11 protein-coding genes are annotated in these 14,414 nt (G+C 73.1%); 5 read left to right on the top strand and 6 right to left on the bottom strand.

All coding sequences use genetic code 11. The annotated features are described in order from the left end of the window. Positions 1-13 precede the first annotated feature (13 nt). Both WMF33_RS25785 and WMF33_RS25780 read right to left on the bottom strand, forming a co-directional pair. Positions 14-1,204: a GspE/PulE family protein gene (locus WMF33_RS25785; RefSeq protein WP_437322323.1), complete on the bottom strand. Its 1,191-nt coding sequence runs from the start codon at positions 1,202-1,204 to the stop codon at positions 14-16. Continuing rightward, on the bottom strand, positions 1,201-2,277 hold the full coding sequence (locus WMF33_RS25780; protein WP_437322322.1) for a CAP domain-containing protein: 1,077 nt from the start codon (positions 2,275-2,277) through the stop codon (positions 1,201-1,203). Before WMF33_RS25780 ends, WMF33_RS25785 begins: the two co-directional genes overlap by 4 nt. A 116-nt stretch (positions 2,278-2,393) precedes the next feature. On the opposite strand from WMF33_RS25780, the gene WMF33_RS25775 reads away from it, so the two are divergent. The 4 genes from WMF33_RS25775 (at position 2,394) to hutI (ending at position 7,097) form a co-directional block, all read left to right on the top strand. Beyond that, the gene (locus tag WMF33_RS25775) at positions 2,394-3,377 is read left to right on the top strand and encodes a DMT family transporter (protein WP_437322321.1); all 984 of its coding nucleotides are present in this window, start codon (positions 2,394-2,396) and stop codon (positions 3,375-3,377) included. A 156-nt stretch (positions 3,378-3,533) separates the two neighbouring features. Beyond that, on the top strand, positions 3,534-4,544 hold the full coding sequence (locus tag WMF33_RS25770; protein ID WP_437322320.1) for a zinc-dependent alcohol dehydrogenase family protein: 1,011 nt from the start codon (positions 3,534-3,536) through the stop codon (positions 4,542-4,544). A gap of 127 nt (positions 4,545-4,671) precedes the next feature. Continuing rightward, positions 4,672-5,787 (top strand): beta-N-acetylhexosaminidase, encoded by a 1,116-nt coding sequence (gene nagZ / locus WMF33_RS25765; protein WP_437322319.1) that lies wholly within the window; start codon positions 4,672-4,674, stop codon positions 5,785-5,787. Further along, positions 5,784-7,097, top strand: a complete 1,314-nt coding sequence (hutI, locus tag WMF33_RS25760) for an imidazolonepropionase (protein WP_437322318.1) — start codon at positions 5,784-5,786, stop codon at positions 7,095-7,097. Before nagZ ends, hutI begins: the two co-directional genes overlap by 4 nt. 15 nt (positions 7,098-7,112) lie before the next feature. On the opposite strand, the gene WMF33_RS25755 is transcribed toward hutI, so the two are convergent. The 3 genes from WMF33_RS25755 to WMF33_RS25745 form a co-directional block, all read right to left on the bottom strand. Further along, positions 7,113-7,640: a hypothetical protein gene (locus WMF33_RS25755; RefSeq protein WP_020737106.1), complete on the bottom strand. Its 528-nt coding sequence runs from the start codon at positions 7,638-7,640 to the stop codon at positions 7,113-7,115. Then, positions 7,637-9,004, bottom strand: a complete 1,368-nt coding sequence (locus tag WMF33_RS25750) for an AAA family ATPase (protein WP_020737105.1) — start codon at positions 9,002-9,004, stop codon at positions 7,637-7,639. The genes WMF33_RS25755 and WMF33_RS25750 overlap by 4 nt, the downstream gene beginning before the upstream one ends. A gap of 113 nt (positions 9,005-9,117) precedes the next feature. Next, positions 9,118-9,993 carry a hypothetical protein gene (locus WMF33_RS25745; protein WP_437322317.1) on the bottom strand — a complete coding sequence of 292 codons (876 nt, stop codon included), beginning with the start codon at positions 9,991-9,993 and terminating at the stop codon, positions 9,118-9,120. A 424-nt stretch (positions 9,994-10,417) separates the two neighbouring features. On the opposite strand from WMF33_RS25745, the gene WMF33_RS25740 reads away from it, so the two are divergent. After that, positions 10,418-12,811: a Tex family protein gene (locus WMF33_RS25740; RefSeq protein ID WP_437322316.1), complete on the top strand. Its 2,394-nt coding sequence runs from the start codon at positions 10,418-10,420 to the stop codon at positions 12,809-12,811. Positions 12,812-12,870: 59 nt separating this feature from the next. Here WMF33_RS25740 and WMF33_RS25735 read toward each other — a convergent pair whose 3' ends face one another. Then, the gene (locus WMF33_RS25735; RefSeq protein ID WP_437322315.1) at positions 12,871-13,845 is read right to left on the bottom strand and encodes an alpha/beta fold hydrolase; all 975 of its coding nucleotides are present in this window, start codon (positions 13,843-13,845) and stop codon (positions 12,871-12,873) included. Between the last annotated feature and the right edge of the window lie 569 nt (positions 13,846-14,414).

The raw sequence follows: 14,414 nt of genomic DNA, 5'->3' as shown, positions 1-14,414 counted from the left end.
CATCAGAAGCGCGTCACGTCACGCGGAGCACCTCGTCCAGGGAGGTGACGCCCTCCTTCACCCGGGCGAGCCCCGCCTCCCGGAGCGGGACGAGCCCCGCGCTACGCGCGGCCTCCCGGTACGCGCGCTTCCCCGACCGCGCCTTGACGAGATCCCGCAGGTCGTCGTCGAGCTCCAGCATCTCGAACAGCCCGATCCGGCCCCGGTAGCCCGTCAGGTGGCACGTCTGGCACCCGACGGCGCGCTTCAGCTCTGTGCCCTTCTCGATGAGGACCTCGTCCTCCTCGCCCGTCACGTCGCTCTCGAGCTCGTACGTCTCCGCGCACTCCTCGCAGAGCCGCCGCACGAGCCGCTGCGCGATCACGGCGAGCAGGGCGTTCGCAACGATCCACGACTCCGCGCCGAGGTCCACGAGCCGCGCGACCGTGTCGACCGCGTCCGAGGTGTGCAGCGTCGACAGCACGAGGTGCCCCGTGAGGCTCGCCTGCAGCGCGATCTGCGCCGTCTCGGGGTCGCGCATCTCGCCGACCATGATCACGTCCGGGTCCTGCCGCAGGATCGCGCGCAGGCCCGTCGCGAACGTGAAGCCCTGCCTCGGGTTGGTCTGCCCCTGCGTGATGTCGGCGAACTCGACCTCGATCGGGTCCTCCAGGGTCACGATGCTGAGCTCGCTGGTCTTCATCACCTTGATCAGGGAGTAGAGCGTCGATGTCTTGCCGGACCCGGTCGGCCCGCACACGACGATGAGCCCCGAGGCGCGGTCCGCGAGCCCCTGGACCCGCGGCAGGTCGCCCTCCGAGAGCCCGAGCTTGTCGAGCGGGATCAGCTGGTGGCTGAGCAGCACGCGCATCACCAGCGTCTCGCCGTGGATCGCGGGGAACGTCGAGGCGCGCAGGTGGATGAGCGGGTGGCCGTACAGCTCCAGGCTGAACTGGCCGTCCTGCGGCAGGCGCCGCTCGGTCATGTCCATCCGCGCGAGCACCTTCACGCGCGAGGTGAGCGCGGGCGCGATCTCGATCGGGATCTGCCCCTGCGCCACCATCACGCCGTCGACGCGGTAGCGCACGCGGATGCCGTCGCGCTTCGGCTCGACGTGGATGTCGCTCGCGCCCATCGAGACCGCGCGGCGGACCAGGTGATCGAGCACCTTGACCGCGTCGAGCTCCTCCGACGCCGAGGACGCGGGGGGGCGGCTGTGGTTCACCGACCGCCTCCCTTGCCGCCGACGTCGATCGTGCGGAGCGAGACCATCTTGAGCTCGTTGGAGGGGGGGAACGTCGCCCAGACGCTGACGCCGTAGAGGCCGGGGCGCTTCCGGTCGTCCAGCGGGACCTGGATGTCGAATCGATTGCCGTTCACCTGAAGAGGAATAGGCGTCTTGAAGCCCTTCGGGAAGAACGTCGCGTAGGGCGGCGGGATCGGGTATCCGCCCATCTTGAGCAGCTTCTCCGGCGGGATCGGCTTGCCCGCCTCGACCCGCGAGATCCCGACGCCCGCGATCTTCGCCGGCGCGTCGATCTCGCCGGCCACCCGGATCACCTCGCCGACCTTGGCCCGCTTGGGCAGCGGCTGGTACGTCCCGTAGTCGTCGACGAACTCCTGCGCCATGCAGGCGATGTCGAGCCCCTTGGCCTTGGCGAGCCCGACCCCGAGCGACGTGTGCGACGCTGTGAGCACGTTGCGCCGGTGCCCGTCGGCCGGGGGCTTCTCGTTCATGAAGGCGTGGTGGACGCGCTCCAGGCTCTCCGCGGAGAAGCGCGGGTCCGCGTCGAGCTCGCGCGGGATCGCGTCGGCGAAGCAGCCGGCGTTCTCCATGACGAAGCCGTCGCCGCCGGCCGCGGTGTAGCGCTCCTCCGGGACCGCGCCGTCGCTGCCCCAGTGGCCGGTGAACCCCACGCGGACCATGTCCTCCGCGTGCCGCCGCCCCGCGCGCGCCGCGGTCTCGTCCCACCGGACGGGCGGCAGCTTGTGCGCCTTCCGATCGCGGTTCACCAGCTCGAGCACGTACCGCCCCGCCTCCGCGCGGGTCATCAGCTTCCCCGGCGCGGGCGGCGCCGACGCCGCCTGCGCCGCGCCGCCGCCGCGGGGCTCGGCGCCCGCGGCCTCGCCGCCCGAGGGCCGCGCGCCCTCGTCCGCCGCCGCCTCGGCGGTCATGTCCCACGGCGGCCCCTCGGGCGGCGCGCTCCCGGCGCTCGCGCCGCACCCGAGCGCGTGGGCGCCCGCGGCGATGAGCCCCAGCCAGGGCGCCCCGCGCCAGCGCTCCCGCCGGCCGCACATCGCTCCTGCTCTTCGTCCTCTCCTCGTGATCGCGCGCATCATTGCGACGGTAGCGCCTCGCTGCCGCGCGCGCACCAGGGAGCGCGGCGGCGCGCGCGGCGGCGAGGTGGTAAGCGATGCGCCTCGTGAGCACGTCGTCGTCGTCACAGGGTGCGGTCGCCGCGCACCCGCCCGGGGCCTCCGCGATCGTCCTCGCCGCGGAGCGCGAGGGGCGCGCGGCGCACCCGACCGCGGGCGTCCTGTGGATGATCCTGGCCCAGGCGCTCTTCGCCGCGATGAACGTCCTCGCGCGGCTCTCGTCGGAGGGCGCCCCGTGGCCCGAGGTGGCGGCCTCGCGCACGCTGGTGGGCGCGGCCACCGCGCTCGGCGTCGCGCTCGTCCGCCGGGCGCCGCTCTCCATGAGCCGCGGCGACCGGCGCCTCACGTGGGCGCGCTCGCTCTGCGGCACCGGCGCGATGCTCTGCACCTTCTACACGCTGGGCACGCCGGAGATCGCGCTCGGCGATGCGGTCACGCTCGGCGCGACGAGCCCGATCTTCGTCGCGCTCCTCGCGCCGCGGCTGCTCGGCGAGCGGAGCAGCCCGCGCCTCTGGCTCGCGACCGTGCTCGCGTTCGCCGGCGTCGCGCTGGTCGCCGCGCCGCGGCTCGCGATCGCGGGCGAGGTCGCGCTCGTCGCCACGCTCGGCGCCGTCTTCTCGGCGTTCGCCATGATCTGGCTGCGCCGCATCGGCGGGAGCGGGACGCGCGCGAGCCCCGAGTCGATCGCGCTGCACTTCTCGCTCGTGGCGAGCGCCGCGATGATCTTCCTGTCGATCCCGGTCTTTCGGACGCCCGACGCCCTCGGCCTCGTCCTGCTGGTCGGGACCGGGCTCGCCGGCGGCCTCGGGCAGCTCGCGATGACGCGCGCCTACGGGCTCGACAACGCGGCGCGCATCGGCGCGATCGGCTATGTCGGGGTCGTCCTCTCGCACGTGCTCGCCGCGGCCTGGCTCGGCGAGATCCCGTCGGCGCGCCAGCTGCTCGGCGCGGCGCTGGTGATGGCGGCCGGCCTCTGGCTCGCCGCCCAGGCGATGCGCGACGCGCGGCGCCGACCGCGCTGACCTCGCGTTGCCGCTCGTGTTACCTCTCGCATTGCCTCCGGCGTTGCCTCTCGCGTTGCCTCTCGCGTTGCCTCTCGCGTTGCCTCTCGCGTTGCCTCTCACGTTGACCGAGTCCAGCCCTCATGAGATAGCCACCGTCGCTCAAGGAGGATCCGCATGAAAGCGTTCGCCATTCAGGGTTCGTTCGGCCTCGACGCGCTCCGCCCGATGGACCTTCCGGATCCGAAGCCCGGTCCCGGGCAGATCGTCCTCCGGATGAAGGCCGCGTCGCTCAACTACCGCGACCTGCTCGTGACGAAGGGCCTCTACAACCCGAAGTTCTCGCTGCCGCTCGTCCCGCTCTCCGACGGGGTCGGCGAGGTGATCGGCGCGGGGGAGGGGGTGACGCGGGTGAAGGTCGGCGATCGCGTGTCCCCGATCTTCCACCAGCGCTGGATCGACGGGGAGATCTCCTGGGCCAAGACGAAGGCGGCGCTCGGCGGGGAGCTGCCCGGCGTGCTCGCGGAGCAGGTGCTCGTGGATCAGGAGGGGGTCGTCGCGGTCCCGCCGCACCTCACGGACGAGGAGGCGGCCACGCTGCCGTGCGCCGCGGTGACCGCCTGGAACGCGCTCTTCGCGTCGAGCCACCTCAAGGCGGGCGACACGGTGCTCGTGCAGGGGACGGGCGGCGTCTCGATCCTCGCGCTCCAGCTCGCCCGGACCGCGGGCGCCCGCGTCATCGTCACCTCGAGCAGCGACGAGAAGCTCGAGCGCGCGCGGTCGCTCGGCGCGTCGGAGACCATCAATTACCGCACGACGCCCGACTGGGACACGCAGGTGCTCGCGCTCACCGGCGGCGCGGGGGTGGATCACGTGATCGAGGTGGGCGGCGAGGGCACGATCGCCCGGTCGCTCCGCGCGGTGCGGGTCGGCGGTCGCGTGAGCCTCATCGGCGTGCTCTCGGGCGGCGCGCCGGCGCTCAACCTGTTCCCCTTCCTGATGAAGCAGATCACCGCGCAGGGCATCTTCGTCGGCTCGCGCGCGATGTTCGAGGACATGAACCGCGCGATCGCGGCGAACGGCCTCCGGCCGGTGGTCGACCGGGTGTTCCCCTTCACCGAGATCCGGCAGGCGCTCGACCACATGGCGAGCGGCGGACACTTCGGCAAGATCGCGCTCCGGTTCTGACCGGGCTGGCCGCGGCGCGGGGCTCGCTGCCGGCGCGCCCCTCAAAAGTGGCCTCGTCGGCCCGAGTCGTTTACGAACGGACCCTGCGGCCAGCCACGCGCCTGCGCCGCGCGAGAGGTGGTGGACGGTGCAGCTCGATCTGGCGCTCGAGGTCCTGTGTGGTCAGCTCATCGTGGGCGGTTTCGACGGCGCCGAGCCGCCGGCCCGGTACCTCCGGGCGCTCGCCGAGGGGCGGAGGGGCGGCGCGATCCTCTTCCGGCGCAACGTCCCGGACATGGCCGCCACGCTGCGGCTCTCTTCGGCGCTCGCCGCGGCGAGCGGCCCGGATCGGCCGCCCTTCCTCGGCATCGACCAGGAGGGGGGCCGCGTCACGCGGCTCCCCGCGCCGTTCCTGCGGCTGCCGCCGATGCGCTCGCTCGGCGATCTCCTGGATCTCCCGCTGCTGCGCCGCGCGGCGCGCGCCGTCGCGGCCGAGCTCCGGGCCGTCGGCATCAACCTGAACTTCGCCCCCGTGCTCGACGTCGACTCGAACCCCGCGAACCCGATCATCGGCGATCGCGCGTTCGGCCGCGACCCGCGCACCGCCGCGCAGGGCGGCGTCGCGTTCCTGGAGGGGCTCCAGGAGGAGCGCGTGCTCGCGTGCGGCAAGCACTTCCCGGGGCACGGCGACACCGCGCTCGACAGCCACCTCGCGCTCCCGACCATCGCCCACGGCCGCGGCCGCCTCGAGGAGATCGAGCTGCCGCCGTTCCGCGCCGCCTGCCGCGCCGGCGTCGCGTCGCTGATGACGGCGCACATCGTCGTCGAGGCGCTCGATCCGGGCGTGCCGGCGACGCTCTCCCGGGCCGTCTGCACCGGCCTCCTGCGCGGTGAGATCGGCTTTCGGGGCGTGCTCTTCTCGGACGACCTCGAGATGGCCGCGATCGCGGCGCACCATCCGGTCGAGGAGGCCGCCACCGCGGCGATCGAGGCCGGCTGCGACGCGCTGCTCGTCTGCAAGGACGAGGACCTGCAGGATCGCGCGCACGAGGCGCTCGTGCGCAGGGCCGAGCGCGATCCGCGCTTTCGCGAGCGCTGCGCCGAGGCGGCCGGCCGCTGCCTCGAGCTGCGCCGCAGCTGCCCGCCGCGACCAGTCGCGTCGCCCGAGGCGCTCGCCGACGTCGTCGGCGGGCCCGCGTCGCGGGCGGTGCTCGCGGACATCGAGCGGGCGCAGGCCGCGCGCGCGGCCGGGGCGGCGACGTGACCGCGCCGCCAGGGGGCGCGCCGGCGGGGCCGGCGCCGCCAGGGGGCGCGCCGGCGGAGCCCGCGCGGCGCCCCGATGGCGCCTTCGCCATCGTCGCGCGCCGGCTCGTCACGTGCGACCCGTCCCGCGCCTCGGCCGGCGACCCGCTCGGCGTGATCGAGGACGCCGCGATCGTCGTGCGGGGCGGCGCCATCGAGGCGGTCGGGCCGCGGCGCGAGGTGCTGCGGCCCGAGGCCGGCGTGCCGGTCGCGATCGAGGCCGCGGGGGTCGTCACGCCCGGGCTCGTCGACGGTCACACGCACGCGCCCTGGGTCGGCTCGCGGGACGCGGAGTACGCGGTCCGCATGGCCGGCGGCGACTACGAGGCGATCGCCGCGGCGGGCGGCGGCATCGTCGCGAGCATGCGCGCGGTGCGCGCCGCGACGGCCGGCGAGCTCGCCGGCGCGCTCCGCGCCCGCCTCCGCCGGATGGCGGCGCTCGGCGTGACCGCCGTGGAGGCGAAGAGCGGCTACGGCCTCGACGAGGCCTCGGAGCGCAAGCAGCTCGAGGCGGTCGCCGAGGCGGGGAGGGACGCGCGCCTGCCCCGCGTCGTGCCGACGTACCTCGCCCTGCACGCGCTGCCGCCGGAGGCCGGCGGCGACCGCGTCGCGTACGCCGGCGTCGTCGCGCGCTCCTGGCTGCCCGCGATCGCCGCGGCCGGCCTCGCGCGCTACGTCGACGCCTACATCGACCGGAGCGCGTTCTCGGTCGCCGAGGCGCGGCCGGTGCTGGAGCGGGCGCGCGCGCTGGGGCTCGGCGTGCGCGTGCACGTCGGGCAGTTCGCGGACGTGGGCGGCGCCGAGCTCGCGGCCGATCTCGGCGCCGCGTCGGCGGATCACCTCGAGCGCGTCGCGCCCGCGGGCATCGCGGCGCTCGCCCGGGCGGGCGTGGCCGCCGCGCTCCTGCCGGTGGCGAGCTTCACGCTGCGGCAGGAGCCGCCGCCCGTCGCCGCGCTCCGGGCCGCCGGCGTCCCGCTGATCGTCGGCAGCGACGCGAACCCCGGCACGGCGCCGACCGAGAGCCTCCCGCTCGCGCTCGCGCTCGCGGTGCGCCTCTACGGCCTCACGGTCGCCGAGGCGATCCTGGGCGCGACGCGCGAGGCGGCGGCCGCGCTCGGCCTCGGCGGCGTGTGCGGCGCCGTGCGGCCGGGGCTCCGCGCCGATCTCGCCGTCTGGGACCTGCCGCACGAGAACGCGATCGTGCAGCCCTGGGGCGCGCCGCGCGCGCTGGCCGTGCTGCGCGACGGCGAGGTCATCGCGGCGGCCGGCTGAGGCGCGGCAGACGCCTCACCGCGGCGTTCCGAGCTTCCAGACAGGGTCGTCCGGCGCCTGCGCCGCGAGCCAGGCGATGCAGCCGGTGCTCGTGGGGTTCGCCCAGTGGACGCTGCGCAGATCGGCGACCGAGGCGGCAAGGACGGCGAAGTGCCTCCTCACCTTCTCGTCGAGCGAGATAACGCGCCGATCGCTGGCCAGGGCGGCCTCGACGAGGAGCATGTCCTTCGCGACCGCCTGACGTGCATCCGTGTCGAGCAGGGCTCTCGCGGCCTTCCGTGTCGGCCCGTGCTGCCCGGGCGCGACGTCGCGGACCCGCCGGCTCGAGCGCATCTTGTAGAACCAGCGCCGAGCGAACGTGCTCCAGTGGCGCTCCCACTCGGCGAGGAGGGCGGGGGACATTGCCAGCATGAGGCCGGACTCTCGCAGCGCGATCAGCGCGTCGAGGCATGCCAGGGCATGGAGGTCCGCGGCGCCTTGCTTGCCGCAAGAGCGCGCGACGGACGTGTCGACCACGATCGCCGCTGCCCGCTTCTTCGTCACGCGCCGGCTGCCCGGAGCGAGGCGCGGAGGTAGCTGCTCTCCACGTCGAGCTCCACGTCGGCGAAATCCTCCGGCCAGTCGCCGAACGCTCCCTGCTGGTCCAGGTCGGCGGTGGTCACCTGCGTGGCTCCCGCCTTGTCGCGGGCGAACCAGTGGAGCTTGACGAGCTTCGGATCCGCTCCCCGGGCCACCTCGAGCTGCACGCCTTTCAAGAGCAGGTTGCTGTGAGTCTCGACGACCACGATCACGCCGCGCTCCGCCGCGTCCAGGAGACATCGGGCCAGGGCGACCTGCGCGCGCGGGTGCAGGTGAATCTCGGGTTGCTCGACGTAGATGATCTGTCCCGGGTCTGCGCTGAGGAGGGCGACGAGGAGCGGGAGCGTCTGGGAGACCCCGACGCCCACGTCGGCCACGTTGACGAGGTCGTTCGCGCCGCCCGGGGCAGGCGAGGGCAGCCGTCCCACCCGAACCTCCACGTGCGTGGCATCGATGCGGCGCGCCTCGGCCTTCCAGGACAGGCCGAGCAGCGCAAGGTACTCCCCGAGCTTGCGCTGCCTCACGTCGTCCAGCTCCTGCCAGGACGCGATCACGCTGGCGGTGTAGTGGTGGAAGTTCCCCGGGAACGAGCGGCCGACCTCCGTGAGCGGATACGAGCGCTCGGGGTTTCCGCGCAGCCCGGGGAGATGAATCATGCGCTCGATATGACCCGGCACCGCAGGGCCCAGCCACTGCGGAGGAAGGAGGTATCCCCAGTCAAACCCGCCAGGGCCCGTCAAAGTCACAGCGAGAAAGCACCGATTTCTCTGGACCGCCAGCTGAAGCTTGATGCTTGGATTTACCGGAGTCGCGAGCCTGGAGCGCTTGTTCAGAGCTCGCAGCTCTCGTGCGCTCATGTTTTCACGGAGGATTCCCTGGTGTTTGGGGAAGGCGTCGAGGTCCTCGAACTCCAGCCGATCGAGCGCGATGTCATGCGGCCGATCGCCACGCCGGAAGACGACCGACAGCTCCTGACGTGATCCGAGGCGAGGCCCGTGTGACCAGTCGAGTCCACGGAATCCGATGGAAAACTCCTGCGCTGTGTCGCCCTTCCGTGCGCCTCGCCAGAAGAGCTGTTCGACGTCGGAGAAACGGACGTTCGGGCCGTCGAGGCGGAGCGGCCCGGGGTCGAACGGAGCCTCCAGGGTCTGCTTCAGCAGCAGGAGCGCCTGCATGACCGAGGATTTGCCCGAGCTGTTCCTCCCCGCGAGCAGCGTGAGCGGACGCAGCGCGATCTCCGTCCGGTCTCGGAGCGACTTGAAGCCGCCCACGAACACGCTTGTGATTTGCGGCGGCTTCTCCGCCCGTTTTTCCTTGGTCTTGGCCATGGCACCCGGCCTCACGACGTGCAGCGTTCCTGGGGGTTGTCAAGCGTACCATGCCGAGCTTGTTCGCCGCGCTCGCGACCTCGAGGCCATGCGGGCCGGTGCCGGCCTTCGCCTCAGCCCCCGTCCCGTATGCTGTCGCCGACACCCTCGCCGGCTCCGCCGCCGCTCGGCCTCTTCGCCTTGCGGGCCGCGCGCGAGAGCAGCGGGGGGACATGCTCGTCGACCTTGTCGACCCAGAGCCACATGCCGGCGCGGCGCAGCTGCTCTTCGTGCCGCAGGCTGAGCAGCGTCCAGAGCCGATCGCGCGCGTCGACCGCGTCCTTCACGGCGGCCGGCGTCTTCGCCTTCGCCCCCTTCGGCTTGAGGAGCGCGAGCAGCTGGTTGCCGACGGTCGACGCCTCATCGATCTGCGCCCTCGTCACCGCGGTCTTCCCCCGGAGGTCCGCGGCGTGGTCGCGGAAGAGCTGCGCGAGGTCGACGCAGTCCTGCACCATGTCGCGCGCCCCCGAGCCGGCCATGATCTTCTTCACCTTCTGCGCGGGCAGGGCGCCCGCCTTCATCAGCGCCACGGCGGCGCTGAGCAGCACGTCGCGGAGCTCGTGCGCGCGCTTGAGGAGCTTCTTCGCCGTGCCCGGCGACGACCGATCGACCTGCGCCGCGGCATACACCAGGCCGAGGGCGAGGCGCCGGAGCGATCGCATCGCGTCGAGGTCGAAGGGCGCCGGGAGCTTCAAGAGGTCGGCCTCGCGCGAGCTCACGGCGTCGAGCCCCACGCTGATGTTGTGATGAATGAGCGCGGCGTCGGCGCGCAGCGGCCGGATCTCGCGCGCGGGGATGCCCCGCGCTTCCTGCAGGAAATCGGCCGCGGCTTCGGCCGAGCCCTCGATCTCGCTGGACGCCGCTCGACGCGCCGCGCCCTCGCTGGCCGTCTTCCTGTCAGCGCTCGTCTTCTCTTTTCTGGGTGTCTTCTTCGCAGGTGCCTTGGGCATCGTGTCTCCTCGCTTCAGCGGGTCTTCTGCCTGGAGGATAAGCGGGTCGTCACAGGGGCGAAAAGTGCTCCGCACGGACGCGGCGAGACGGGCGCGCCGCTGGCGAGCCCCGCGCTCGACCACGGCGCAGCGGTCACGCGAGGGGCGCCGACCTTGCTGAGACCACGGGGTAGCGGTCGCGCGAGGGGCGCCGACCTTGCTGAGACCACGGCGCAGCGGTCACGCGAGGGGCGCCGACCTTGCGGCGAGCACAGGGAAGCGGTCACGCCAGGGTCGCCGACCTCGCCGCGACCACGGCGCAGCGGTCGCGTGAGGCTGCCGAAATTGCCGGGTGGCTGCGCTCGTCGCGGCGCGCGCCCGCCGCGCTCCCGGGCCACGCAAGTCAAGCCTGGACGCGCGTGCACCCTGCGCGTATGCCGCGCCCATGACTGAGACGCAGAGCCCTGTCGCTGTCCCGAGCCGCACCGACGGCTCGTTCGATCCCGTCCCGCTCCTCGCCGAGGAGCTGAGCCTCCCGCGCCAGGGGGTCTCGGCGGTGGCCAAGCTGCTCGCCGAGGGGGCGACGGTGCCGTTCATCGCCCGTTACCGCAAGGAGGCGACCGGCGGGCTCGACGAGGTGCAGATCCGCGCGATCGAGGAGCGCCGCGCCTACCTCCTCGAGCTCGAGGAGCGCCGCGGCACGGTGCTCTCGGAGATCCAGAAGCAGGGCAAGCTCACCGACGCGCTCGCGTCGAAGATCCGCGCCTGCCGCACCAAGGCCGAGCTCGAGGACCTCTACCTGCCCTTCAAGCCGAAGCGCCGCACGCGCGCGATCATCGCGAAGGAGCGGGGGCTCGAGCCGCTCGCGGATCGCATGTGGTCGCAGGCGGCGGACGGCAGCCCGGAGGAGGAGGCCCGCGCCTTCGTCAGCGCCGAGAAGGAGGTCCCCGACACGGCGGCCGCCCTCGCCGGCGCGCGCGACATCTGCGCCGAGCGCATCGCCGAGCACGCCGACGTGCGCAAGCTCGTGCGCGACGCCTACGCGAAGGAGGGCGTCATCAAGGTCCAGAAGAACGAGGAGCACGAGGGCAAGCAGACGAAGTTCGACATGTACGCGAGCTTCGAGGAGCCCGTCGCGAACATCCCGTCGCACCGCTACCTCGCGATCCGCCGCGGCGAGGCCGAGGGCGTGCTCCGCGCCGCGATCGAGCTCGCGCCCGAGCCGCTCGTCCCGCCCATCCACGCGGCGGTGGGGCTGAAGCCGAAATCGCCGTGGGCCGGCGAGCTCACGAAGGCCGCGGACGACGCGGTGAAGCGGCTCCTGCTCCCGGCGGTGCAGAGCGACGTGCGCGTCGACCTCAAAATGCAGGCCGATCGCGCCGCGGTCGAGGTCTTCGCCCAGAACCTCCGCGAGCTCCTCCTCGCGGCGCCGTTCGGCACGAAGGCGGTGCTCGGCATCGACCCGGGCCAGCGCACCGGCTGCAAGTGCGCCGTCGTCGACGAGACGGGCAAGCTCCTCGAGCACACGACGATCTACCTGGTCGGCAGCAGCGACGCGCTCGAGCGCGCGCGGCAGGACCTGCGCCGCATCTGCCGCAAGTACCCGCTCCGCGCGGTCGCGGTGGGCAACGGCACGCACGGCCGCGAGACCGAGGCGTTCGTGAAGGACGTGCTCGCGTCGGAGGGGCTCAAGGAGCAGACGGCGAACGCCGATCTGCGACCGACGGAGAAGCTGTACTGCGTCCCGGTGAGCGAGGCGGGCGCGAGCGTCTACTCGGCGAGCGACGTCGCGCGCGAGGAGTTCCCCGACCTCGACCTCACGGTGCGCGGCGCGATCAGCATCGCCCGGCGGCTGCAGGATCCGCTCGCGGAGCTCGTGAAGGTCGACCCGAAGAGCATCGGCGTGGGCCAGTACCAGCACGACGTCTACCAGGGCCTGCTCGCGCGGAAGCTCGACGAGGTGGTGGAGAGCTGCGTCAACCTGGTCGGCGTCGAGCTCAACACCGCGAGCGCCCCGCTGCTCGCCCGCGTCGCCGGCATCGGCCCGAGCCTCGCGAAGAAGATCGTCGCCCACCGCGACCTGCACGGCGCGTTCAAGAGCCGCAAGGGGCTGCTCGACGTGGCCGGCGTCGGCCCGCGGACGTTCGAGCAGGCGGCGGGCTTCCTCCGGGTGCGGGGAGGGGAGCACCCGCTCGACGCGAGCGCGGTGCACCCGGAGCGCTACGGCCTCGTCGAGCGCATCGCGACGGATCTCGGCGTGCCGGTCGGGTCGCTCATCGGCGACACGGCGGCGATCGCGCGGATCGATCCCAAGAAGTACGAGTCCGGCGACGTCGGCTCGTTCACGCTGAACGACATCCTGAGCGAGCTGAAGAAGCCCGGGCGCGACCCGCGCGCCACGTTCGAGCCGCCGAATTTCCGCGACGACGTGCGGACGATGGAGGATCTCAAGCCGGGCATGGAGCTCGAGGGCGTGGTGACGAACGTGACGGCGTTCGGCGCCTTCGTCGACATCGGCGTCCATCAGGACGGCCTCGTGCACGTCTCGCAGCTCGCGGATCGGTTCGTGAAGGATCCGAACGAGGTCGCGAAGGTCGGCGAGAAGATCAAGGTGCGGGTGCTGGAGGTCGACCTCGTGCGCAAGCGCATCTCGCTGACGGCGAAGAAGGGCGGCGCCCCCGCCGGAGCGCGCCCCCAGGCGGGCGGCCCGCCGGCTGGCGACGCGCGGGGCCGCAACGACGGCCGCAGGCCGGCCCAGGGGCAAGGGAAGGGGCAGGGGCAGGGCGGCTCGGCGGGGGGGTTCCGGAACAATCCGTTTGCGGATCTGCTGCGGAAGTAAGCGGCGAGCCCCGCCGGCTTCAGTCCGCCGCAGGAGGGAGCCCCTCCCTCCGCACCGCCCTAGAACCCGTGATCCGCAAAAAACCGCTCGATCCTCAATGAGACGAGCTCCGGAAACTCCAGCGCGGTCGTATGGGTCCCCCCGCGGACCACGAGGATCTCGGCCAGCGGAATACGCCGCGCCATCGACTGGACCAGCGCCCGGGGCGTGAACGCGTCCCGGTCGCCGGTGATGAGCAGCGTGGGGACCTCGACGTGCTCGAGCACCTCCTCGGCGTCGTGCGTCCCCAGCGCGCGCAGGTTCCGGAGGAACGCCTCCAGGTCCACCTCGCCGAACGGCTCCACCAGCTCCGCGAACACCTCGCCGTCGAGCGTCTTCCCGAGCAGCCCTAGCCGCCTCAGCCACGTCACGGCGTCCGCCTGGCCGATCGTGCGACGCGTCACGCGGCTCGCGGCCGTGTGCGCGCGCGCGGCGAGCGCCACGAGCGGCGGGAACAGCCGCCCGAGCCCCGGCAGCGGCCCCATCGTTTCGAGCGGCGGGCGATGCGTTCCGTTCAGCAGGACCAGGTTCGCGGCGAACCCCGGGAGCCGGCGGAACGCCTCGAGCGCGACCTGGACGCCCATGCTCCACGCCATGAGCGAGCCGTGCCGCACCCCCTCGGCCGCGAGGACCGCCTCCAGGTCGCGGACGTGGCGCGCGACGGCGTAGGCGTCCGGAGCGTCCGGCGACGGGCGCTTCGACGCGTACATCCCGCGGTAGTCCCACGTGATGAAGCGGTACTGGTCGGCGAGGTACTCGATCTGCGCCCGCCAGGCGAGGTAGGGCCCGCCGAGCCCGTTGACGAGGACCACCACCTTCGCCCCTTCGAACGGCGGCGACGTCACCCGGTAGGCGATGTCGGTTCCATCAAAGCTCGTCACCCGCCGGGTTTCCATCCGGAGCGGCGGTCGCCGCGGCGGCGAGGCCGGCCGGCCCCCGCCGGGGGAAGAAGGGGGCGGCGCCTGCCGGCCCCCGCCGAACTTGAACGAGACCATGCGCCCCTGCTTCCTACCCGGTCCCCCCGCGGAGGGCCATGCTGCCGATGACCGCCTGCGTCACGGTCGGGAGCGGCCTCACGCCGCGGCGAGGGCGCTGCCGCGGATCGCGGTGGCGGTGCGGCGTCGCGCAGCGGTGGAGCGGCCTGGCGATCGCCTGCCGAAACACATCCCGCGCCAGCATCGCCATCGCGTTGACATTCCAGGCGGCGCGCCGCTAACGTGCCCGGCGGGTCGTCCGCTCGCCCGACGCTCCCGTTGTGTTGCTGATCTTTTCCTGCCCGCTCCCATGTCGGTCCGCTGGAGGCCGGCCCGTGTCACCTCCTGTCGCCGCTCGCGCGGGAGCAGCTCCGGTTCGGGCCGTGGTGGGTCGGTTCCCTCGGGCGGGCTGGAAGTTTCAGGGCGAAGTGGTGCAGCGATCCCGTCCCCGAGGAGCCGATGGCTGAAGAAAAGAAGAAGAGCAAAATCGATCTGAAGGCTCGGCTTGGCAAAACGTCGATTGGCGGGGCACCGGGAGCGGCCGTCCCCCTCCCCGTGCCTGGCCCGCAGCCCGGATCGGGGCCGCCGCC

It is taken from the genome of Sorangium sp. So ce394 (genome assembly GCF_051474665.1).
GTDB classification, from domain to species: Bacteria; Myxococcota_A; Polyangia; order Polyangiales; family Polyangiaceae; genus Sorangium; species Sorangium cellulosum_D.
The sequence above is the reverse complement of the archived record's forward strand: the minus strand, read 5'-3'. Positions and strand labels throughout refer to the sequence as shown.

What these genes read in the sequence shown, in the direction of transcription:
- WMF33_RS25780 (WP_437322322.1), bottom strand. Translation starts at nt 2,277, where the DNA reads ATGTGCGGCCGGCGGGAGCGCTGGCGCGGGGCGCCCTGGCTGGGGCTC.
- WMF33_RS25775 (WP_437322321.1), top strand. Translation starts at nt 2,394, where the DNA reads ATGCGCCTCGTGAGCACGTCGTCGTCGTCACAGGGTGCGGTCGCCGCG.
- WMF33_RS25770 (WP_437322320.1), top strand. Translation starts at nt 3,534, where the DNA reads ATGAAAGCGTTCGCCATTCAGGGTTCGTTCGGCCTCGACGCGCTCCGC.
- WMF33_RS25750 (WP_020737105.1), bottom strand. Translation starts at nt 9,004, where the DNA reads ATGGCCAAGACCAAGGAAAAACGGGCGGAGAAGCCGCCGCAAATCACA.
- WMF33_RS25745 (WP_437322317.1), bottom strand. Translation starts at nt 9,993, where the DNA reads ATGCCCAAGGCACCTGCGAAGAAGACACCCAGAAAAGAGAAGACGAGC.
- WMF33_RS25740 (WP_437322316.1), top strand. Translation starts at nt 10,418, where the DNA reads ATGACTGAGACGCAGAGCCCTGTCGCTGTCCCGAGCCGCACCGACGGC.
- WMF33_RS25735 (WP_437322315.1), bottom strand. Translation starts at nt 13,845, where the DNA reads ATGGTCTCGTTCAAGTTCGGCGGGGGCCGGCAGGCGCCGCCCCCTTCT.